The organism is Curtobacterium sp. LFS079, from assembly GCF_047977865.1.
Taxonomy (GTDB): domain Bacteria; phylum Actinomycetota; class Actinomycetes; order Actinomycetales; family Micrococcaceae; genus Arthrobacter.
In genome coordinates this window covers 132,790-155,372 of the sequence record NZ_JBFPFO010000001.1, presented here as the reverse complement: position 1 = coordinate 155,372, position 22,583 = coordinate 132,790, and the positions used below count along the sequence as shown (strand labels likewise).

Sequence of the window (22,583 nt, the reverse complement as noted above, 5' to 3'; positions counted from 1 at the left end):
TATTCCCGAGCCAAGGAAAACCATGCCCCATTCATCAGATTCCGCCACTGTTCCCAACGACGCCCACAGCCCGCCGAAGAAGGTGCCGGGCAAGAACGTGCCTGGCAAGAACCCGGCCAAGGCCGGCCGGCTGGTTCTCCTCAACACACTGCGCGCCGACCTTCCCGCTTCCCTCGTGGTCTTCCTGGTCGCCCTCCCCCTTTCCCTCGGTATCGCCGCAGCCTCGGGAGCGCCGGTCATGGCCGGGCTCATCGCAGCGGCAGTCGGCGGAATCGTCGCCGGCAGCCTGGGCGGCTCGCCCCTGCAGGTGAGCGGCCCCGCGGCCGGACTGACCGTCGTCGTGGCAGGCCTGGTGGACGAGTTCGGCTGGCAGGTGACATGCGCCATCACCGCTGCGGCCGGCGTCGTGCAATTGCTCCTGGGTGTCAGCCGCGTGGGCCGCGCTGCCCTGGCGGTGTCCCCGGTGGTGGTGAAGGCCATGCTGGCCGGCATCGGCATCACCATCATCCTGCAGCAGCTGCATGTCCTGCTGGGCGGCCAGGCTGCCGGGTCCGCCATCGAGAACCTCACCGCGCTTCCCGCAGCGATCACCAATGTGGAGCTCCATTCAGCCCTTCTCGGCCTCGCCGTCGTGGCAATCCTCTTGGGCTGGAAGTTCCTGCCCGCAATCGTGCGGAAGGTTCCCGGGCCGCTTGCCGCCGTCGTGGTGGTCACCGCTCTGTCCGTGCCAGTGGCGCCGGGCGTTGAACGCATCAGTTTCAGCGGTTCCCTGTTCGACGCCGTCGCCCTGCCCGGCCTGCCGGACGGCAACTGGCGCGCCGCCGCCATGGCCGTCCTCACCGTGGCGATGATCGCGAGCATTGAATCGCTGCTGTCCGCCGTCGCAGTGGACAAGATGCATTCGGGGCCGCGCACCAGGCTCAACCGCGAACTCGTGGGGCAAGGCTCCGCGAACATGGTCTCCGGCATGCTCGGCGGCCTCCCGGTAACGGGCGTGATCGTCCGCAGCGCCACCAACGTGGAGGCCGGAGCCGCCAGCCGGGCATCCGCCATCCTGCACGGCGTCTGGGTGCTGGCGTTCTCCGTCCTGTTCGCCGGCCTGATCCAGCTCATCCCGCTGGCCGTGCTGGCGGGTCTCCTGCTGGTGATCGGCGCGAAGCTGATCAAAGTGGCCGACATCAAGACGAGCCTGCGGACCGGAGACCTCCTCGTCTACGTCGTGACGCTGGGCTGCGTTGTCTTCCTCAACTTGCTTGAAGGCGTCATCATTGGCCTTGCGCTGGCTGCAGTCTGCGTTCTCTGGCGCGTGCTCCGGGCGCAGATCCACGTGCACGAACCGGCCGCAGACTCCCTGCCGTGGCGCGTCACGATCGCCGGCTCGTGCAGCTTTTTCGCCTTGCCGCGGCTCAGCCACGTCCTTCACTCAGTCCCCGAAGGCCAGGACACCGTGGTGGAGCTCAACGCTGACTACCTCGATCACGCGTTCCGTGAGGCTTTGGTAGTGTGGCGGTCGCAGCACCGTAGTTCCGGTGCTGCAGTGGTCCTCGAGGAGCACGGCACCACCGCCTTCAGCGATGCCGCGGACAACACGCCACAGCGCCAGGACCCGCGCGAGTTCCCGCTGCCGCCCCGGACTTCCTGGCAGCCGTCACCTTTGGACACGGCGCACCAAGCTGAGGACGACGACGGCGGGACGCCTCCGCTGCGGTCAATCCTCCTTGGCATCGACAAATACCACCGGCGCCACGCAGACAAGGTCCGGCCGCTGGTGCAGGACCTGGCCGAAAGCCAAAACCCGGACACCCTCTTCGTTGCCTGCGTCGATTCCCGCGTGAACCCGAACCTGATCACCAGCAGCGGTCCCGGCGACCTGCTGACGCTCAGGAACATCGGCAACGTGGTGTGCAGCGATGGCCATGATGCCTCCATTGACTCGGCACTGTCGTTTGCGGTCAAGGGATTGTCCGTTGACTCGATCGTGGTCTGCGGCCACTCGAACTGCGGCGCGATGAAGGCGGTCCTGGAAGATGCCGAGGGCGCCGGAAATGCGGCCCTGGGCGAAGGTTTTGATGCCTGGCTCGGACATGCCCGCCCGAGCTACCGCGAGCTGATGGCGGGCCACCCCGTCGCGTTGGCCGCCGAGGCTGAAGGGTACAGCCGCCTCGACCAGCTCAGCATGGTCAACGTCGCCGTCCAGCTCCGGAAGCTCGAAGAGCATCCGGTCACCGGCCCTGCCCTGGCTTCCGGACAGGTGCAGGCTACCGGGCTGTTCTATGACATCCGCACGGCGCGGGTGGTCCTTGTGAAGCCGGAGGGCATCGAACAGCTGGTCCCGAGCATGGCAATCCGCTGAGTGGCGCGGCCCCGCATCCGCGACCGGGTGCGGGGCCGGGTGCGGGGCCGAGGATCGAACAGGATGCTATGGACCGCCGACGACGACCGGCGTAACTTAACATCCAAACAAACACCATGCCGGGGAGGTGAGTGTTTGGCCAGGTACTTGGGGCACCGCGGCATTTCCCTTCTTCGTTCTGCCCTTCTCGCCCTTTTTGGCGCATTGGTGTGGTTGGCGTGGCTGGCCGGCCCGTCGCAGGCCAGTGACATCCTGCCCCCGGTTCCGGCAGTTCCCCCGGTACCTGCCGTCCCCGCCATTCCGTTGCCTGCCGTTTCGCTGGACCCGGCCCCGGATCCGGACCTGGCTCCGGCCCTGGACTTGGCTCCGGCTCTGACCGTGGTTCCGGAGGTGCCTGTGGTCCCACAGGTGCCATCGGTACCTGCCGTCCCCATCACTCCGTCTCCTGCCGTTTCGCTGGCCCCGGCCCCGACTCAACTAACCGAGATTCCGCAAGCCGTCATCAATGAGCTGACGGGCGCCGTCGTCGCACCTGTCGCCGGAGTGATTGACGCGGTGACGCCCGTGATTGACCGCGCCGTCGGGAACGTGACGACGTTGCCATCAGTGCCCGAGCTACCGCCCTTGGCAGTGGCACCCTCCCTGGCCGTGTTACCGTCCCTGGCTCCCGGTTCCGGGGCCCCAGGGTCCGCCGCGTCCAAGGCCGGACCACCGGAGCTGGCTGCCACCACCACTTTTCTCCGTAAGAGCGCACTTCCGCGAAACGTCCAGGCCGGACCGGCAACGAACACAGGGAGCCCCGGATTCATCCCGCAGATGCTGGTCGTTGTGCCCGCTGCATCGTTGGCGACGGCAGAAATACCGCCTCCTGCGGGTGCGCCGCCGGGCAAACCGCTCCCTCCGTCCGCGCCCCCGGTCCAAGCCGGGGCTACGAACGGACCACAGCTCGGCTCGGCCCATGGCGCCGCAGATCTTCCTGATCAACGGGCTCTGGCACCACCGACGGGAAACGCGGCCGTCCTTGACGGCCGGCGGAGCCCCGCAGCCGGACCCGCGTTCGATCCGGGGTCTTCTCCCGACTGAGCAGGCCGTCCCTGCCCCAGGGCAGGCACGACCACCTGCGCCACATGGCGCAGGGACAGGCCTCAGTCAAGAAGAGAAGCCATGAGAGACCATATCCAAAAGCAAGATCGCAGCAGTCGCATCAACGCATTCATCGGCAATTGGCCCGACCCCATGCGGAAGGGAGCAAAATAGCCACCACCGGGGGCGCCCAGGCTCCTGAAGGCAAGATCACCTGAAGACAAGAACGACGCCGGCCGTGCAGTCAGCCTGACTGCACGGCCGGCGTCGTTGTGGTGGAGCAAGGTGTGCTTGCCCTCTACGCTATTGCGGACTCCCGTAGCGGTTCACGAAATTCCGCAGGATCTTCATCGGCTCGGTGACCGCGTGTTTCCGTGCTTCGGCGATGAGCCGTCCGGCGTCCTCCGGCGGGAAGTAGCCCGCGTGCCGGTAGGTGTTGATGCGCAGGGCCAGGCCGTCGACGTCGAGTTCGGGATGGAACTGGGTGGCGTACAGGTTCCGCTTGATCCGGAACATCTGCACCGGGCAGGTCGCTGAGCCGGCCAGGAGCACGGCATGGCCGGGCAGCACCGTGCAGGCTTCCTTATGGCCGACGAACGCGGCGAAGCGCTCGCTCAGGCCGGCCAGCAAGGGGTCCTGCATCCCGTCGGCGGTGAGCTTGATGGTCACCCCGCCCAGTCCTTCACCATAGGTGCGGTCGATGACGGCGCCCTGGTGGCGGCCCAGGGTGCCCACCCCGTAGCAGGCCCCGAGGAACGGAAAGTCCCGGGCCACAATGCGGTCCAGCAGCCCGGCGAGTTCGCCCTCCACGCGGTGCTGGGTTTCAGTCTTTTGCTCCGCGGGATCGCTGGACGTGAACGGGCTGCCGCCGACAATCACACCCGAGTAGTCGGACAGCTCAAGGTCCGGCAAGGGGCCCGCTTCGAGGCGGATGCGCCTCAGCTGCGCCTCTTTCAGCCCGCCGAAACGCAGATAGGCGCGGTACTCCTCATCGGCTGCAATGTCTTCGGCGCGGGAGGCGAGCAACAGGAACGGCTTCACACAGCAAGTTTGCGCCCGTGCCGGACGCTGCGCCAGAGGGCGGAATGCAGGTGAGCCGGGGTTTACACGGAGGAAACGTCGGGCCCCGCCAAGCCGTAAACGGCAGCCAAAAGGCACGCCGAAACATGCTTGAAACACTGCTGTCACGCGGTCTTCACCTGGCTCGGATTTCTGTAACTTGGCGGCAATTTTTCCCAACATTTCCTGAAACACAAGCCGTGAACCATTGATGCGGGGATGAATACGGGAGGCAAGGCCTCCCCGGACGGACTGCTGACGGAGAAGGGACACGCAAGTGCACATCACTGCGGAACAGATTTGGATGATGGTGGCGGCCGCCCTCACCCTCATGATGACCCCGGCCCTGGGTCTCTTCTACGGCGGCATGACCCGCGCCAAGTCCTCCCTCAACATGATCATGATGAGCTTCCTGGCCGCTGCCATCGTCGGCGCGGTCTGGGCACTCTGGGGTTACTCGATGATCGGCGGCGAGGGGTTCCTCGGCCTGTTCGGCAACCCCTTCGCCCATTTCGGCCTCGGCAACCTCATCGGCTCCCCCGATCTCATCAAGGTCGGCTACAGCGCCACCTTTGCGATCATCACCGTCGCCCTGATCAGCGGCGCCATCGCGGACCGCGCCAAGTTCAGCTCCTGGGCGGTCTTCGTCCCCGTGTGGGTCACCCTGGTCTATTGCCCGCTCGCCTTCATGGTGTGGGGCGGCGGCCTGATGAGTGCCGGCGGGGCGCTCACCTCGGTGTTCGGCCAGGTCATCGACTTCGCCGGCGGTACGGTCGTGGAGATCAGCTCCGGTACCGCCGCGTTCGTCCTGGCCATCATCCTGGGCAAGCGACACGGCTTCGGCAAGGACCCCAACCACCGCCCGCACAACATCCCCTTCATCATGCTCGGCGCCTGCCTGCTGTGGTTCGGCTGGTTCGGCTTCAACGGCGGCGCCGCCACCAGCGCGGAGCAGGCGGGACTGATCTGGGTCAACACCATGCTGGCACCATGCGGCGCCATGATCGGCTGGCTCGTCACCGAGAAGATCCGGCACGGCCACCCCACCTCCCTGGGCGCAGCCTCCGGCGTCGTCGCCGGCCTCGTGGCCATCACCCCGTCCTGCGCAAACATCAGCCCGGTGGCCGCCCTCGGCCTGGGCGCGGTGGCCGGCGCGGCCTGCGTGGTGTTCGTGGACCTGAAGTACAAGTTCGGCTTCGATGACTCCCTCGACGTCGTCGGCGTGCACCTGGGCGCCGGCCTGATCGGCACCCTCGCCCTCGGCTTCATCGCCATGCCCGTTGACGGCGTAGGCGGCGGCCTCTTCTACGGCGGCGGCTTCGGGCAGCTGACGGCCCAGACCGTGGCAGTCGTGATCACCGTGGCGGTTTCCGCCGTCATGACCGCCGCGATCGGCCTGGTCATCAACAAAACCATCGGCTTCCGCGTCAGCCACGAAGCCGAGACCGTGGGCGTGGACCTCTCCGAGCACGCCGAAACCGCGTACGAGTTCGGCGAGCTGTCCCGCAGCCGCTTCCACTCGGTACTGCACGCGCCGGCGCCCGCACAGGACTGAAGTGGCCCGGGCGAGGTGCCGGCCCAGGACTCAGTAGGTCGAGACGCCTCTGTTGCACGGCTGAAGAGCCCGTGTGGCCAGATGTTCAAAGGGTCAGGTCCACGACAGCGTGCTCATCCTTCTCTCGGCGCTCGGCAATCCTGGATGCCACTGTCCAGGGTGTGTTCATGGTGGCGTTTGATTTGCTGCCGCGTACGCGGTCGCGATATCGAGAAGCTCTGGCTACCCAGGAATATGCGACGAAGGCGACGTGGAGGCCGCATGTCGCAGCTAATGCGAACCAGAAGAAAGCTCCGTGGGGCGAAAGGTCGTGCACATTGACGTACATGAGTTCGTAGTCGACTGTGTTGACCCTGTAGGTCCTAACACTGCCGACAATGACGATAAGGAGCGAGTTGAAGATAAACCAAAGCAACGCCAGGACTGTGGGGAATGAAAATAGGCGCAGGGCCTTGTGGTCGACTTTGGATACGACCCAGCCGCAGAGCACGACGGGTAAGGCTAGTATCGCCGCGAATGGCGTGGTCGGCAGGGCGGTTTGCCTGAACAGATCAAAGTTGACCACGATGGCTCCCACGAGCAGAAGCTCTGCCAGCGAGCAGAGGAGAACTGGTAGGAGGATGCCTGGGGGTCGATCGCGGAACTCCACGGACAAGTAGCAGCGTTCGGGAATGATGCCCGCTGTCGCCGCCGTGGAAGACTGGTCGAGGTCGCGTGCATAGGCGTGAGCTTGCTGCAGCCCTAGTCCGTCCGACATTTTCACCGACGGCCACCTCGGTTGCGTCTCGGACCTGCCAACGGCGCCTCTCACCACAGCGGGCTCGGCTTTCTTTTGCGCCTCACTGTCGGTCTGAGGCTTGCGTCGTAAAGCGTTCAGGATGCGGCTGCCCAGCTCCCAGATTCTTTTCAACATCGTCGGCTTACCCTCGCCGCTCGCGAGTTGGGCGACGACAGCGGTGTGGATGTACAGATCCTCGGGGGCGTGGACCGTCACGTGAAGGCTTCTGCTCGAAGCAGCAGACGTAAGAGGTATGTGGCACCAGCGATCGGTCATCGTTAGAGCGCTTCGCGCCATTGAAGCGATGGGATGGTGGAAAGGCAGGGTCGCGGCGCGAACGCGCTCAACGTAGGTGCACTCTGCCATGGTTACGCCTTGTTCAGCTATGGGCTTGCCGGCGTCGTTTTCGCTGTCCTTCTTGTCGCGCTCCGGCCTGGCAAGTATGAAGTAGCCCGTGCTGAAAACGTCCAGCAAGTATTCAAACGTAGACGGCAGGACCTCCACTTCGAGATCGGCGACAAGATCCTGCTTGAGTGCCTCCAGCTCGACTGCCGTTGGCGCGTATCCAATGCAGGTGTACGTGTCGAGTCGTTCCCACACGGAGATGTCCTTGGGTGGCCTGTGAAACGCGTCGTTGAAGGCTTTCCTGATCATGAGGTGAGTCAGGCCCACTACCTCGCGAAAGTCCAAAGGCGCTGCCGGCTTGGTGTCCAAGTCCACTGAAAGTTCATCGAGGATGTGGGTCTTCGGAACAAAGAGCAAAGGCAGAATGGCGTCGGCGGGTGCGCCCATAAACCTAAAGAGATCATGGCGTTTGGTATGGCCGGTATAAGGTTCATGGATCTCGTGCAGTCTGGTCAGGTACTTTGATCGATCCGTTATGAGGCTCAGTGTTGCCTCTATAGCGTTCGGGTTCGCGTCGACGCGTCGGAAGGCTAGAACACAGTGGTCAAGGTAAGACTCAAAGGAGTTCGCTGTATCGCCCCACCGTGGTATCTCTTCCTTGCCGCTGGCACGGTGGGCCAAAAACGTCAGCCGTTTACCCCGGAAAACAGGCGGTTTATGCACATTCTTGCGCTCACTAAGCCGATAACGCACGAAAAAAGTAACGGCTGAAACCACCAACAGCGCAAGACCCTTAGAGTTGGCCTCATCACGCGATACGCCAAAGTAGTCTTCAGCCCCAAGGGCCAAGAACGTCACGCCTGCAACGGCAAAAGATGAAGCCGCCCAGGAAACGAGAAAACGCCACCGCCCAGTCCTCATAATGTCTCCAGTCAACGAGTGTGTGTTGATATTACTTTCTGTGCGCCTGGGGCAATCAGTGTTTAGGCACATGACGATGGCCAACGCGTGAGGAAGCCCGGAACCAAGGCATTGGATGGCGGAAGGAGCTCAACTCGCTTTTCGAGCCACTCATCGGGGCGGCTGTTTCCGAACTTATTCGGTGTTCTTGTGTCCGCAGCGGCGGCACAGTCCCGCACGGACAGCTTCCCCTGCCGCCGATTGTCCCGCCCGGACCCTAACTTGCGCAGGCAGTTGCGGGGACTTCCTCCCCGGATTATCACCGCTGCAGGTGGCGACGGCGCCAGCGCAGGACTGAGGGCCCGGGCGAGGACTAGACCTGCCGGCACCCGCCGCTACCCGTCCGGAATGCGCCCCCTCCGTATGGTGTTGCCGCAGATATGACGACAATCGGAATCATCGGTGCAGGACACATCGGCAGCCAGGTGGCACGCAAGGCGGTTGAACTCGGCTACGACGTCGTGATCAGCAATTCACGCGGGCCGGAGACCCTCGCGGCGCTCGTAGCGGAACTCGGCCCCAAAGCCCGCGCGGCGAGCGCCGCGGAGGCAGCGGCGGCAGGCGATTTCGCCGTCGTGACCGTCCCGTTCGTGCACTACCGGGACCTTCCGGCGGAACCGCTTGCGGGCAAAGTGGTCATCGACACCAACAACTACTACTGGGAGCGGGACGGCCGCGTCCCCGCGCTCGACGCGGGCGAGGCCACCACCTCGGGACTGGTCCAGGAACACCTCGCAAAGTCCAAAGTGGCCAAGGGTTTCAACCACATCCGCGCACGGGAGATCACCACCGACGGCAGGCCCTCCGGGACACCGGGCCGGCGCGCCCTGGCCACGGCCAGCGACTACCCGGAAGCCAGCGAACTGGTCACCAGGCTCTACGACGAATTCGGCTTCGACACCGTGGACATCGGGCCGCTGTCCGAGAGCTGGCGGGTCGAACGGGACCGCCCCGCCTACGTGGTCCGGCAGGACGCTGCCGAGCTGAAGGCCAACCTGGCCAGGGCGCCGCGGACCATCTGAGGCGGAAGCAAACGACACATTCGATCCGGCATTTCCGTGGATGACCGGAAGCGAATGCGGCTTGCTGGATACGAGGACTGCCGATCGCTTTAGCCTCTTCGGAAACGTGATCGGAAGATTGGAAACGCTATCCCACTATCCGCGCCCGGCCAGAACCTGTTCGGCTCGTTGTACTCGCCCTCGTCTTCGGTTTCAACAGCGAGGCTGGCGACCACGAAACCCTTTCGACGGCTGCACTCGATGTCGAAGAATTTCGTGCTGTCGTCAGGCAAGAGTCTAGTTTCATCGCTGATCCTCACCGCCGCCCCGCGTTCGGCGTGGGTGATTACTAGGCCATCCATGCTGGTTGGCAGGTTCATAGCCTTCACGTTCTGGAAGTAGACGTCGATCCGTGTCGTGAAATTCTCCCTGTCGGAAGACACCGACTTAGTGCTTCGCAGGAGGAGCCTCCGCATGGAGACCGAGTACGCCCAGACCTGAAAATGACGATCAGGGCGGTCTATCAGCCGCTTGCTCATGACGCGGCGCCCGGATTCTCAGGTTGACGCCCGTTCTGCACGAACGCCTTGTAACGGAACCTGCCAGCTTGAAGCAATTGCCAACCTCCTATTCAGGAAAGCGGACGACGGCGGGATTCACCCGCCGGCGTCCGCTTCTGTTGTGTGCCGCTAGAGCGAGTGGCGTGACTGACGCGCGCCGTCCGCGCGGATCGGCGAGCCCAGCACGGTGAAGCGGTGGCCGCCGTTGTCGCCGGAGAGCAGCGGCATGGCCTCGCTGATAGCAGCCCGGGCACCCTCCAGCTGCAGGGATTCCCGGTGCGCCTCTGCGGACTCCCACAGCTCGCAGACGAACACCGTGTCCGGAACCTCGTCGTTGACGCCCACTTCGTAGAGCAGGCAGCCGGCGTCGCGCAGCTCGGGCTTGGGCCGGAGCAGGATCTCCACGAGGGCGTCGCGCTGGCCGGGCTTGGTACCTAGGGTCCCCACATTCGCAAAGGTCATGGGGCCATCATGGCATGCCCGGCCCGCGGATCGGCTGAGTCGGACCGGTTCAACCCACCGGCACCCCGTCCAGGAGCGTCGCCACCACCGGCGTCCGGGCCAGCTCCTCCGCGGAGACCTCCAGCGGGTCGCGGGCGAAGACCGTGAAGTCGGCCCGCTTGCCCACCGTGATGGAACCGGCTACGGCTCCGAGCCCGGCCGCCGCCGCGGCGTGGCTGGTGTAACCCTCCAGGGCCATGAGCGGGGTGAGTGCCTGTTCGGGCTGCACCGGCGCGGTGCCCGGGCGCTCGACGGGGCGGCGCAGGATGGAATCGGCCATCATCGCCCGCGGATCGTAGGGCGTGATGGGCCAGTCCGAACCCAGCGCCACGGTCACCCCGGCCTCGCGCAGGTCCCGGCAGCGCCAGCCGCGCGATGCCCGTTCCTCCCCTAACCGCACGGACCAGTTGTCGCTGCGGTCGGCCTTGGTGTGGTGCGTTCCATGGATGGGCTGCATGCTCGCCGCGACTCCGAGTTCGGCGAAGCGGGCCACCAGCTCGTCCGGGATGGTCTCGATGTGCTCGATCCGGTGCGCCGCGAGTTTCCGTGCCTCGCCCGCCCCTTCCAAGGCCTCAAGCACGTAGCGCACGCCCTGGTCCCCGATGGCGTGGGTGGCGGTGGGAATGCCGCGCTCGACGAAGAAACGCAGGGCCTTCTGGAAGTCAGCAGGATCGGTCCACACGGATTCGGTGTTCTCGCCGTAGGCATCGGGATGTTCCAGCCAGGCGGAGCCGTTGTCGATGGTGCCGTCGATGAAGAACTTCACCCCTTCCACGACCCAGCGCCGCCCGCCGGTGCCCTGCAGCGCCGCGACCTCCTCCAGTTCCGCGAGCGACGCCCCGGCGTTGGCCATCGGCGAGAACCGCAGCCGCAGCGGCAGCTCGCCGTCGGCCTCCAGCCGGGTGAGCAGTTCCGCGGAACCTTCCACGAAGTCCATCACGTGTGTAGAGGTGATCCCGACGGCGGCCATCGCCTTCAGCAGTTCCCCGAGCCGCGCGGCACGGCTGGCAAGGTCCTCCTGCGGCATGACCTTCGTGGCGAGGTCCATCGCGCTGAACTCCACCAGGTATCCGGTGGGCCGGCCGTCCCCGTCGACTCCCACCGCGGACTCGTCCGGGAAGTCGACCGGACCGGTGATCCCGGCAGCGGCGAGCGCCGCGGAGTTGACCACGGCGGAGTGGCCATCACGCATCCGCAGGAACATGGGCACCTGGCCGGTGGTGTCGTCGAACAGGCGTCCGTTGAAGCCGGTCTCCGTGAACAGGTTGGGGTCCAGTCCCCAGCCGGTCACCCACTCGCCGGGCTTGGTGTTCCGAGCCGCCCCGGCCACGATCCGCTGCACTTCGGCGAGCGGGCCGAGGTCGGTCAACTGCACGCCGCGGGCCAGTTCGAGGCCGTAGACCACGTGGGTGTGGCTGTCGTTCAGGCCGGGAACGATCGTGGCGTCCCCATAGTCAAGCACGGTGGTCGCGGAGCCGCGGTACGCCTCCAGTTCGGGCAGGCTCCCGACGGCGGCGATCCGGCCGTCCGTGACGGCGACGGCGGTGGGGGCCGGCCGCGCCGGGCCTGTGTTTTCGGGGTCAAGGGTTTCGGGGTCGAGGGTGTGGATGCGAGCGGCGAGGATGAGGACGTCCGCGGGTTTCGTCACTGCTGCGCTCCTTGGCTGACGGGGGCCTTGCTCTTAAGGCCATCGAACAGGGCGTCCACGCGGTGCTGCTCCGCCGCCGTCGCGGGCTTCAGGAAGGAGACCGCCAGGTACACGGCGAGGTTCACGATCAGCCCGGCCACGCCGGAGGTGAGCCCGCCCAGCCACGGGATGGACAGTGGGCTGGGGTACATCAGTTCCAGAACTGCGGCCACCAGGATGCCGGAAACCATGGCGGCGTTCGCGGCAGCGGCGGTGCCGCGGCGCCAGAAGATGCCCAGCAGCAGGGTGGGGGCGAGCTGGCAGATGGCCTGGTAGGAGACGAAGGCGATGGCGATCAGCCCGGACACCTGGTTGGCGGTGAACAGCGCCACCGCCGCTGACACCAAGGTGACGGCGGCGACGGCGATCTTGGCGCCTTTCGCCGACTCGACACGCTCGTGGCTGCGGGCACCGACGATGTCGTTGGCGATCTGGGTGCCAAGGGCCTGGAGGTTGGCGCCCACGTTGCCCATGGTCGCAGCCACCACGCACACCCCGGCCACGGCCACCAGGCCCACGCCGCCGATGCCGGCCATGATGAACCAGACCGTATCGGGTGCGTCGGACACTCCGGGGACGCTGGAGGCAAGCAGGGACACTGTGGTGAGCGCGGCGGAGAAGATGAACAGCAGCGGAGCGGCCTGGACGGCGGACTTTTTCACCGTCCGCGGGGTGCGCACGCTGAACATGCGCACGAACAGGTCCGGCCAGCACCAGGCGCCCATCATGCCTGTGAACATCAGGGAGAACAGGTAGAACGGACCGGCGGGGCTGCCGGGGCCGGGCAGTTCCAGCAGCGCCGGTGCCATGGCGCCGAAGCCGTGGCCGTTGTTCACAAGCCACACGAGCATGCCCAGGATCACCAGGAAGCCGATGCCGTAGGCGAAGAGGCCCTGGACCATGTCGGAAATGATGAGGCCGCGGGTGCCCAGCCTGACCGTCCAGATCTGCCGGGCGGCGATGAACAGCACGCCGATCACCACGGCCAGGTACGGGGACACTTGCCCGAAGGAAAGCGTGGAGAAGACCAGGCCGAGGGACTGCATGCCCAGCACCACCCACGGAACGGAGGCCAGCACGCCGATGATGGCGGCGATGACGCGCACCGAGCGGGAGTTGTAGCGCAGGCCGAGCAGGTCCGCCTGGGTGCGGAGGTCGTGGGTGCGGCCCCATTTGTTGACCGGGGTGCCGAGGAAGAACATCAGCACCACGCTGAGCAGCGAGTAGGACAGGGAGTACATGCCGATCACTCCACCGCTGGCGGTCAGTCCGGCGAAGGCCACGAACACGGTGCCGGCCAGCCAGGTATTGAGGAACGCCATGGTGCCGAACCATGAGTTGAAGGAGCGCCCACCGGTGGCGTACTCGCTCATCGAGGAGTCCGCGCGGTGGCTGCGGTTCATGACCACCACAACGAGCACGGTGAAGGCGAGAATGGCGCTGTAGCCGATCATCATGTTCATGCTGATTCCCCCTCATCGCTGCTTTTTGCCCAGAGGGCGAAAAGGGACAGGGTCACCAGGGCGTTGGCCACCAGGAAGTACCAGAAGGCGGACTGGCCGCTGAAGAGCCAGTGCACGGGCGGGGCGAGCAGGATGAGCAGGTCGGCCACGAAGATCGCGCGCCGGAGCCTGCTTCTGCGCTCAGTTGCGGGAACGGACAAGGAGGACATTGGGAGGATTCCATTCTTCCGGGGCGTCGTTGGCCGGATGCGGACGGGTCTGGTGTTGGGGAGATTTGCGGTTTTTGCGGAATTTGCGGGAACGTTCCCGCAAATGAAAGTGTGGGACGTCACAGGGGCCGTTGTCAAGCACTTAGGATGAGGGCATGGCGAGAACCCGGGCAACCATCATGGACATCGCGCGCGAGCTCGGACTCTCGAAGACCACCGTCTCCAGCGCCCTGGGCGGAAGCGGCCGGATCTCGGAGGAAAAGCGTGCCCTGATCCGCGAAACGGCGGACCGCCTGGGCTACGTGGCGAACCGCGCGGCCCGCAGCCTGCGGGTCAACCGCGTCGGGACCATCGGCCTGTACATTCCGCCCATCGCCCGCAGCCTGGCCTTCTACATGGATTTCGCCTTCGGAGTCACGGAGGGCGCGGCCGCCGCCGACTATGACGTGACCCTCTTCGCGCGCGGACTCACCCCGCAGCGGGCCTTCCATGTGGACGGCGTGATCGCGATCGACCCCTCCCCCGGCGAGCCCTTGGTGGCAGCCCTGCTCGACGACGGCATCCCCACCGTTTCGGTCGGCCGCTACACCGGCCCCGGCGAGGAACGCGTCCTCGGCACACTCGAGGCCCATCACGCCGAACTGCAGACCCAGGTCCTGGACCATCTGCTCAGCCGCGGCCGGAAGCGCCCGGCGCTACTCGCCGTCGACGACGCCATTTCCTCGTCCTGGGCGGTGGACACCCTCAACACCTACGTTCAGTGGTGCCGCCGCCACGGCATCGAGCCGCTCGTCCACGAGGTGGAAGGCAACGCGACGCCGCGGGACCTGGTGTCCGCGATCGCGTCCGCCGTCGATGCCGGCCAGGCCGACGCCCTGGTCTGCGGGGCGCAGGGACATGCCGCGCAGAGCCAGATCGTCCTCGAAAGCCGCGGCCTCACGGTGGGCCGGGACCTGGACATCGCCTCCTTCGCCGGCGCCGCCGCGCTGGAGACCGGCAATCCGCTCATCAGCTCGATCGACCTGGCGCCGCGGGAGTACGGCTTGGCGGCGACGGAACTGTTGGATGCCGTCGTCCGCGATCCCGACGCCGGGCCGGTGCACCGCTGGTTCGAGGGGGCGAGCGTGCAGCTGGCTGACTGAAGCAGCCCACTTATTGGCCCACACGGCGCGAAAATCCGAGGTGTCTTGGGGAGCGGCCGACCAAGAGATGGGCGGGTTCAGTCACCTACTACCCGGCTGAAGCCCGCAGCGAACCGCGGGCGGCGCCCACCATGCCTTCGACGGCGCGGGCCAGGTGCGTGCCGCGGTCGCTGACCCCGCCCCAGCGCACCAGGGACTGGGCGGTGAGGCCGTCGATCATGCCGAGGATCTGCCAGGCGAGCGAGGCGGCGTCGGCGGTTTCGAAGTGGCCCGCCGCAACGCCGTCCTCCACCACTGCCTGCAGCACGGCCTGCCAGGCGTCCATCTGCTCACGGACGCACGCGGCGAGCGCCTCGTTCCGGCGGCCCAGGGTCCAGGCCTCCACCCAGACGGCGGTGACATCGAGCCGACTGCCGTCCATGAGGGTGTCCAGCAGGAAGGCCAGGCGCTCCAGCGGACCCGGAAGGGCCGCGAGCATGCCCGCCACCTCCTCGGTTTCGGCCGCGACGATCGCGGTGAAGGTCCCCGCGACCAGGGCATCGACGTTCGGCTGGTAGTGCGCCACAAGGCCCGACGCCACCCCCACCCGCGAGGCGACATTGCGCAGCGTGATGGCGGAAAGCCCCTGCTCCAGGGCGATTCCGCGGGCGGCTTCGGTGATTTCGGCAGCGCGCTCGACGGGGGACTTCCGGGTAGCGCGCTTCTGCGTGGTGCTTGACATCACAGACCAGTCTAAAGTACTTTTTCAACATTATTGATCGCATGATCAACAAGCCGCAATACAGCAGCAGCAGCACAGCGGCTTAGGTTCAAGCAGTACAGAGGAGTCTTCATGGCTTGGAAAATGCCGGCCGAAACCGCACCCCACGAACGCACCTGGATGGCGTTCCCCCGCCCCGGCCTGACGCTCGGCGACGACGCCGCTTCGGCCGAGGAAGCCTACGCGGCCTGGACCGCGGTGGCCCACGCCGTCTCCGAATTCGAACCGGTCACCATGGTGGTTGACCCCAGCGAGCGCGGGCGTGCCGCCCGCATGCTCGACAACGGCATCGAACTGCTCGAGGCGCCGCTGGACGAATACTGGATGCGCGACGTCGGACCCACCTTCGTGCTCGACGACGAGCGCCCCGGCGTGCTCGGCGCCGTCGACTGGGTCTTCAACGGCTGGGGCGCCCCGAAATGGGCCGAATGGGAGAAGAGCGCCGGAATGGCCCGCTTCGTGGCGGAACAATCCGGAGCCGAACTGGTCAGTTCCCTGTTGGTGAACGAGGGCGGTGCCATCCACGTGGACGGCGAAGGCACGGTGCTGATCACCGAAACCGTGCAGCTGGATCCGGGCCGGAACCCGTACGCGGACAAGGCCCGGGTGGAGGCTGAGCTGGCCCGCACCATCGGCGCCACCAAGGTCATCTGGGTTCCGCGCGGCCTCACCCGCGACTACGAGGACATGGGCACCCGCGGCCACATCGACATGGTGGCCACCCTGCCCACCCCCGGCCGGATCCTGCTGCATTCCCAGAGCAACCCCGAGCACCCGGACTACGAGGTCAGCCGCAGCCTGCAGGCCTTCCTGGAAACCCAGACGGACGCCGCCGGCAAGCCCTTCGAGATCGTCCAGCTGCCGGCACCGGAGACCCTGCGCGACGAGGAAGGCTTCGTGGACTGGAGCTACGTGAACCACCTGGTGGTCAACGGCGGCGTCATCGCCTGCGGTTACGGCGAAGAACGCGCCGACGCGCTCGCCGCCGAAATCCTCGCCGACGCCTACCCGGGCAGCCGCGTGGTCACGGTGGACGCCCGGCCCATCCTGGCCCGCGGCGGCGGCATCCATTGCATCACCCAGCAGCAGCCCGCCCTCCCCGCTTCGACCAGGAACCCCTCGAACAGCGCAGTCAACGGGAGCGCGGCGTAATGGCGCGCTTCGACGTCGTCGAGGCGTCCATCGCGGACCTGCGGGCAGCCCTCGAGTCCGGCGAAACCACCTCAGTTGAGCTCCTGGACGCGTACCTGGAACGCATCGAGGCCTACGACCGCAACGGCATCAAACTCAACGCGATGGTGGTCATGAACCCGGAGGCCCGGGCCGACGCCATCGCCTCCGACGAGCGCCGCACCCGCGGGGAGGTGCGCGGTCCGCTGGACGGCATCCCCTACACGGCCAAGGATTCCTACCTGGCCAAAGGCCTCACCGCGGCCGCCGGTTCGCCGGCATTCAAGGACCTCGTGGCCCAGCGGGATGCCTTCACCATCGAGCGCCTGCGCGAAGCCGGAGCTGTGCTGATCGGGCTGACCAACATGCCGCCCATGGCCAACGGCGGCATGCAGCGCGGCGTCTACGGCCGGGCCGAGAGCCCGTACAACGCAGACTTCCTGACGGCGGCATTCGGTTCCGGGTCCTCCAACGGTTCCGGCACCGCGACGGCGGCCAGCTTCGGGGCCTTCGGCCTCGGCGAGGAGACCTGGTCCAGCGGCCGCGCACCGGCGTCGAACAATGCTTTGTGCGCGTACACGCCCTCCCGGGGCGTCATCTCGGTGCGCGGCAACTGGCCGCTGGTCCCCACCATGGACGTGGTGGTGCCGCACACCCGCACGATGGCGGACCTGCTGGAACTGCTGGACGTGATCGTGGCGGACGACGCCGAGACTCGCGGCGACTTCTGGCGCGTGCAGCCGTGGGTGGAGATCCCGAAGTCCTCCGAGGTGCGGCCCGACTCGTACCCGGCGCTCGCTCCGGCGGATGCCGACGGCGGCCGGGCGGCCCTGCGGGGCAAGCGCTTCGGGGTGCCGCGCATGTACGTGAACGCCGACCCCGAGGCCGGAACCAGCGACAAGCCGGGCATCGGCGGGCCCACCGGACAGCGCATCGAAACCCGCGCCTCGGTGATCGAGCTGTGGGAAGCAGCCCGCCGCGACCTGGAAGCCGCCGGCGCCGAGGTGGTGCTGGTGGACTTCCCCGTGGTGAGCAACTATGAAGGCGACCGGCCTGGTGCGCCCACTATCGCCACCCGCGGCCTGGTGAGCCCGGCGTACCTGCAGCGCGAAATCGTGGACCTGTCCGCCTGGTCCTGGGATGACTTCCTGGCCGCCAACGGCGACCCGGCCCTGCATTCGCTGGCACAGGTGGACGGCGCCGCGATCTTCCCGCACCCGGACGGCGCCCTGCCGGACCGCTACGCCGGGTTCGACGACGACATCGCCGAATACCCTGACCACATCCGCGCCAACCCGGTGCAGTCCGTGACGGAGATCCCGGAACTGGCAGCGGGCGTCCGCGGACTGGAGCTGACCCGCAAGCTGGACCTTGAGGAATGGATGGACGGGCTGCGCCTGGACGCGGTGCTGTTCCCGGCGTCGGCCGACGTCGGGCCGGCGGACATGGACGTCAACCCGGCGTCCGCGGACCTCGGCTGGCGCAACGGCGTATGGGTGGCCAATGGCAACCTGGTCCCCCGCCACCTGGGCATTCCCACGGTCACTGTGCCGATGGGAACGATGTCCGACATCGGCATGCCCGTGGGCCTGACCTTCGTCGGCCGCGCCTACGACGACACGGCGCTGCTGGCCCTGGCGGCCGCGTTCGAAGCAACCGGCACCCGCCGCACCGAGCCGCAGCGCACACCGCGACTGGGGTAAAACCTCCAACGCGGGGTCACTTACGGCCCATTTTGCCCAGCGGATTGGGCCGTAAGTGACCCCGCGTTTGCCGGTCCCGGGAACTCCATCGCCTCGTGGATCTGCAGGGCGAACCACAGCTGGGCGAGCGTGGACGTTTCACCCATGTCCAGCCCCGTCAGCTCGCCGATCTTGCGGATGCGGTAGATCACCGTCTGCCGGTGGGTGAAGAGGAGTGCCGCCGTCTTCTGCCAGGAGCGCTGCGTGTCGAGGAAGACCTTGAGCGTGTGCATCAGGTCCGGTTCCCGGCCCCGCTCATAGTCGATGACCGGGCCCAGCAGGCGCCGGACCAGCGCCGCGCCCTCTTCGTGACGCGTCAGTCCCAGCCAGGCCGGGCCCTCCGGGTACCGCACCAACTGCCTGCCGCTGCTGGCCGCCGTTCCGAGCGACCACAAGGACTCCTGCAAAGCGGTCTGGATCCCCGACGGCGAAGCCGGGGAACTCACCCCGATCCGGACGTGCTCGCTCACGACGTGGCGCATCAGTTCCTGGGAGCATTCATTCGACACCAGCAGATGCAGGCGGTTGGCCCGGTTCAGACAGGCCGACGGGAAGCCGTGGCCCCAAAGGTCCACGTGGACGTTGGCAAGGTCCTCTCCCTCCCCGGACATGGACACCACCACAAAATCCTGGGCCGGGATGCCGAACTCACCCAGCCGGCTTTCGAGCTCGGCCACGCCGTAGCGTCCCTCAAATGCCTGCAGGAGGAACTCGGACCCCAGCCTGCGCTGGCCTTCGAGCGCCAGCACCGTCCGTGACAGTTCCAGGCCAAGGACCGTGGCGGCATGGAGGAGGACCACCGCGTCAGGACGCTGCTCCGAATCGGGCAGCACCAGCAGCAGGGCGTTCACGTGGGTGGGAATGTCCATCATCAGGACGTGCTGTTCGCCGAAGCGCAGCCATCGGAAGCCCTTGACCGTCCCCGTTGAAGACTTTCCGACCCGCTGGGCAAGCCAGGCGGACAGCTCGGCCGGCGGTCCGTCCCACCCGGGGTGCCACGGGTCCAGGCACCGCCGGTCGACGACGAACAGCCTCGAGGCAAGTTCCGCGGCAAGGCCCTGGAGCAGGCTGCGTCCGTTGTCCTCGGCACCGGAGAGGCGCAGCAGGTCGTAGATCCTGGCCGTCTGCCGCAGCCGGCGCGACTCCTCGATCAAGGAGGCCTCCGCGACAGTCCTGGCAATGGCGATGAACGGCAAAGGGTACGGAATGTTGATCAGCGGAAGCGGCAGGGAATTGCAGGCCTCGATCAGTTCGGGAAGGAGCTCGGGCGCGTGCATCTTCTCGCCCACTGCCAACGCGCTCGCCCCCGCCTTGACCAGTTCCTGAGCCAGCTCCACCTGCCCCTCGGCATCGGACGGAATGGACAGCCCGTTCGTCATCATGATCTCGCCGCCGGTGGTCCATTCCCACAGCCGCGGGAGGTCCGAGGTGTGTGCCCAGGTGATGCGGTTTCCCATGCCCCCGGAGCCAGCCAGGAGCCGCAGTCCCAGCTGCGGCTCCGCGAGCAGCTCCGCCACTGTAATCGCCATTGTTGACCACGTTCCCTTGTCTGCACGCCGTCCGGACACCGCCCGGACGCCCGGAATTCCGGCCCTCTTAGACAAAGGTATAGGCGGCCCTGCTATTTGTAGTCAATCGATAGATATGCGGCGTGACGTGCATCACTAATGATTGGAGAACCTGCAGAGGCAGCAGGAACCAGCGCAAACGTGAAGGATTCCCCCATGACTGTCCACCAGCCCGTCGGCCCCGTCGATGCCACCAAGGTTCCACGCTTCGCGGGACTCGGCACCTTCGCCCGGCTCCCGCAGATCGACCGCGTCCCGGACTACGACATCGCCGTGGTCGGCGTCCCGTTCGACGGCGGCACCTCCTTCCGTCCCGGCGCCCGCTTCGGTCCGGCGGCCGTCCGTGAAGCGTCGCGGCTGCTGCGCCCCGGCTACCACGTGGAGCTCGACGTCGAACCCGTGCGGGAAGTCCAGGTGGTGGATGCCGGGGACATCGTCTGCACGCCTTACGACATCGCCCGGGCCGTCCGTGAAATCGAGGAGCAGGCCCTGCCGCTGCTCGGTGAAGGGAAACGGCTCATCTCCATCGGCGGCGACCACACCATCGCCTTGCCCATGCTGCGGGCGCTCAACACCGTGCACGGACCGGTGGCGCTGCTGCATTTCGATGCCCACCTGGACACCTGGGACACCTACTTCGACCAGCCCGTCACGCACGGCACCATCTTCCGCCGCGCCTTCGAAGAAGGCCTGCTGGTCCAGGACCGCTCGATGCACGTGGGCATCCGCGGACCGGTTTACGACCGGAACGACTTCCTGAGGGATCACGAGTTCGGCTTCCAGATCATCCGCTGCTCCGACCTGGACACCCTGGGCGTCCCGGCCGCCGTCGAGCAGGTCAAGGAACGCCTGGGCGACACTCCCGTGTACGTTTCGATCGACATCGACGTCCTCGATCCGTCCTACGCACCCGGCACCGGCACCCCCGAGATGGGCGGCCTGCATTCCCGCGAGCTGCTCGCCCTGCTCCGCGGACTGGAGGGCATCAACATCGTGGGCGCCGACGTCGTCGAAGTCGCCCCGGCCTACGACCACGCGGACATCACCTCGGTGGCGGCGGCGACCCTCGTTTTCGACCTCCTCGGCCTGATGGTGAAGGGCAACCGCGGAGCCGGCGAGGCCCTCTCGCTGGCGGCACGGAGCGCATCATGAACACCCCCGGCAGCTCCCCCGCCGTCAACGAGGTTCCCCGGCTGGAGGACAAGACAATCCAGCCGATCCCGCTGAACGAGCGGCACGGCAAGGCAAGGGACCTCTTCACCATCTGGTTCGGGTCCAACATCATGATCATGACGATCGTGACAGGCGGGCTCGCAACCACGGTCTTCGGGCTCGATATCGTCTCCGCACTCGTGGGCATCGTCGTCGGCAACCTCATCGGGGCCGTATTCATGGCCCTGCACTCGGCCCAGGGGCCGCAGCTCGGCGTCGCACAGATGATCCAGACCCGCGGCCAGTTCGGCTCCTTCGGCGCACTCCTGATCGTCCTCATCGTGGTCATCATGTACGCGGGCTTCTTCGCCGCCAACCTGGTGTTCGGCGGCGAGGCCATGGCGGCGGTCAACCCCGGCATCAGCGTCGACGCCGGCATCGTGATCATCGGCGTCGTCAGCGTCATCGCCACTATCTTCGGCTACCGGATCATCCACGCGTACGCGAAGTTCCTCAGCATCGTGGCCGGCCTGGCCCTGGTGCTGGCGTTCATCTGGATCCTTGTGGTCCAGGGGCTTCCCGCCGGCTTCCTCGAGCAGGGCGACTTCAACTGGGTCGGCTTCATGGGGACGATTTCCGTCTCGGCGCTGTGGCAGCTGGCGTACGCCCCGTACGTGTCCGACTACTCCCGCTACCTTCCCCAGGGCACCGGTTCCCGGAGCGCCTTCTGGGCCTCGTACTCCGGCTGCGTGCTCGGAACGCTCTTCCCCATGGTGCTGGGCGCCGTCGTCGGGAGCGTGGCGCTTGCCCTCTCCAGCGATCCTTCGAGCATGGACATCGTCGGCGATCTCGGCATCCAGCTCCAGCCGCTGACCGTGGTGATCATCGGCATCTTCTGCCTCGGCGTGGCCGCCTCGAACGCCATGAACCTCTACTGTGGCGTGCTGTGCAGCCTCACCGTCGGCCAGACCTTCAAGCCGGACTGGATGCCCAAGGCCAAGACCCGCACCGTCGCCGCCATCCTCCTCTTCGCCCTCGCGGTGTCCGTTGCTCTGTTCGCCCGCGACAACTTCATCCTCTTCTACACGAACTTCCTGTCCTTCCTCATGTACGTGCTGGTCCCCTGGACGGCCATCAACCTGGTGGACTACTACCTCCTGCGGCACGGCGACTACCGGGTTGAGGACTTCTTCCGGCGCGACGGCGGCGTGTACGGCAGGTTCAACTGGGCCGCGATCGGCTGCTACATCGCCGGAGCCCTCATCCAGCTCCCGTTCTCCGCGACAGCGGTCTACACCGGTCCCCTGGCCGCGGCGATGGGCGGAGTGGACCTCTCCTGGATCGTCGGGCTGGTGGTTGTAGCACCCCTGTACTACTACGTTGCCCGTGCGTCGCAGAAACCCCGCAAAAGCGCGGAAGCCGCGCCCGTCCCGCCAAAGAAGCTCGTCGGCGATCCGGCCTGACAGCCCGGCACACCCAAAGACCCTCTAGCACC

General features: G+C 66.6%; 17 protein-coding genes. 8 read left to right on the top strand and 9 right to left on the bottom strand.

Annotated features, from left to right (window positions below):
- The first annotated feature begins 22 nt into the window (after positions 1-22).
- Positions 23-2,353, top strand: coding sequence for a solute carrier family 23 protein (locus tag ACNQPB_RS00730; RefSeq protein WP_498748260.1), 2,331 nt, complete (start codon positions 23-25; stop codon positions 2,351-2,353).
- 1,386 nt (positions 2,354-3,739) lie between these two features.
- Here the strand turns inward: ACNQPB_RS00730 and ACNQPB_RS00725 are convergent.
- A complete protein-coding gene (locus tag ACNQPB_RS00725; protein WP_498748258.1) occupies positions 3,740-4,477 on the bottom strand; it encodes a glutamine amidotransferase in 738 nt (245 codons plus the stop codon).
- 322 nt (positions 4,478-4,799) lie between these two features.
- Between ACNQPB_RS00725 and ACNQPB_RS00720 the strand changes: the two genes are divergently transcribed.
- A complete protein-coding gene (locus tag ACNQPB_RS00720) occupies positions 4,800-6,050 on the top strand; it encodes an ammonium transporter (protein WP_498749050.1) in 1,251 nt (416 codons plus the stop codon).
- Between the two features lie 85 nt (positions 6,051-6,135).
- Here ACNQPB_RS00720 and ACNQPB_RS00715 read toward each other — a convergent pair whose 3' ends face one another.
- On the bottom strand, positions 6,136-8,109 hold the full coding sequence (locus tag ACNQPB_RS00715) for a hypothetical protein (RefSeq protein ID WP_498748257.1): 1,974 nt from the start codon (positions 8,107-8,109) through the stop codon (positions 6,136-6,138).
- Between the two features lie 404 nt (positions 8,110-8,513).
- On the opposite strand from ACNQPB_RS00715, the gene ACNQPB_RS00710 reads away from it, so the two are divergent.
- A complete protein-coding gene (locus ACNQPB_RS00710; RefSeq protein ID WP_498748255.1) occupies positions 8,514-9,155 on the top strand; it encodes an NADPH-dependent F420 reductase in 642 nt (213 codons plus the stop codon).
- Between the two features lie 89 nt (positions 9,156-9,244).
- Here the strand turns inward: ACNQPB_RS00710 and ACNQPB_RS00705 are convergent, their stop codons facing one another.
- The 5 genes from ACNQPB_RS00705 to ACNQPB_RS00685 form a co-directional block, all read right to left on the bottom strand.
- The gene (locus tag ACNQPB_RS00705) at positions 9,245-9,673 is read right to left on the bottom strand and encodes a hypothetical protein (RefSeq protein WP_498748253.1); all 429 of its coding nucleotides are present in this window, start codon (positions 9,671-9,673) and stop codon (positions 9,245-9,247) included.
- A 150-nt stretch (positions 9,674-9,823) separates the two neighbouring features.
- Positions 9,824-10,156: a putative quinol monooxygenase gene (locus ACNQPB_RS00700; protein WP_498748252.1), complete on the bottom strand. Its 333-nt coding sequence runs from the start codon at positions 10,154-10,156 to the stop codon at positions 9,824-9,826.
- Between the two features lie 49 nt (positions 10,157-10,205).
- Positions 10,206-11,843 carry an amidohydrolase gene (locus ACNQPB_RS00695; RefSeq protein ID WP_498748250.1) on the bottom strand — a complete coding sequence of 546 codons (1,638 nt, stop codon included), beginning with the start codon at positions 11,841-11,843 and terminating at the stop codon, positions 10,206-10,208.
- Positions 11,840-13,345 (bottom strand): sodium:solute symporter family protein, encoded by a 1,506-nt coding sequence (locus ACNQPB_RS00690; protein ID WP_498748248.1) that lies wholly within the window; start codon positions 13,343-13,345, stop codon positions 11,840-11,842. Before ACNQPB_RS00690 ends, ACNQPB_RS00695 begins: the two co-directional genes overlap by 4 nt.
- On the bottom strand, positions 13,342-13,554 hold the full coding sequence (locus ACNQPB_RS00685; RefSeq protein ID WP_498748246.1) for a hypothetical protein: 213 nt from the start codon (positions 13,552-13,554) through the stop codon (positions 13,342-13,344). Before ACNQPB_RS00685 ends, ACNQPB_RS00690 begins: the two co-directional genes overlap by 4 nt.
- Before the next feature lie 155 nt (positions 13,555-13,709).
- On the opposite strand from ACNQPB_RS00685, the gene ACNQPB_RS00680 reads away from it, so the two are divergent.
- Positions 13,710-14,696, top strand: coding sequence for a LacI family DNA-binding transcriptional regulator (locus ACNQPB_RS00680; RefSeq protein WP_498748245.1), 987 nt, complete (start codon positions 13,710-13,712; stop codon positions 14,694-14,696).
- An 88-nt stretch (positions 14,697-14,784) separates the two neighbouring features.
- Here ACNQPB_RS00680 and ACNQPB_RS00675 read toward each other — a convergent pair whose 3' ends face one another.
- Entirely contained in the window at positions 14,785-15,417 is a 633-nt protein-coding gene (locus ACNQPB_RS00675) for a TetR/AcrR family transcriptional regulator (protein WP_498748243.1), read from the bottom strand.
- A gap of 111 nt (positions 15,418-15,528) precedes the next feature.
- Between ACNQPB_RS00675 and ACNQPB_RS00670 the strand changes: the two genes are divergently transcribed.
- Positions 15,529-16,608 carry an agmatine deiminase family protein gene (locus tag ACNQPB_RS00670; RefSeq protein WP_498748241.1) on the top strand — a complete coding sequence of 360 codons (1,080 nt, stop codon included), beginning with the start codon at positions 15,529-15,531 and terminating at the stop codon, positions 16,606-16,608.
- Complete coding sequence (locus ACNQPB_RS00665) at positions 16,608-18,329, top strand: amidase (protein ID WP_498748239.1); 1,722 nt, start codon at positions 16,608-16,610, stop codon at positions 18,327-18,329. The genes ACNQPB_RS00670 and ACNQPB_RS00665 overlap by 1 nt, the downstream gene beginning before the upstream one ends.
- 20 nt (positions 18,330-18,349) lie before the next feature.
- Here ACNQPB_RS00665 and ACNQPB_RS00660 read toward each other — a convergent pair whose 3' ends face one another.
- A complete protein-coding gene (locus ACNQPB_RS00660; RefSeq protein WP_498748237.1) occupies positions 18,350-19,897 on the bottom strand; it encodes a PucR family transcriptional regulator in 1,548 nt (515 codons plus the stop codon).
- 195 nt (positions 19,898-20,092) lie between these two features.
- On the opposite strand from ACNQPB_RS00660, the gene speB reads away from it, so the two are divergent.
- Complete coding sequence (gene speB, locus ACNQPB_RS00655) at positions 20,093-21,088, top strand: agmatinase (protein WP_498748235.1); 996 nt, start codon at positions 20,093-20,095, stop codon at positions 21,086-21,088.
- Positions 21,085-22,551 (top strand): purine-cytosine permease family protein, encoded by a 1,467-nt coding sequence (locus tag ACNQPB_RS00650; RefSeq protein ID WP_498748234.1) that lies wholly within the window; start codon positions 21,085-21,087, stop codon positions 22,549-22,551. Before speB ends, ACNQPB_RS00650 begins: the two co-directional genes overlap by 4 nt.
- The last annotated feature ends 32 nt before the right edge of the window (positions 22,552-22,583 follow it).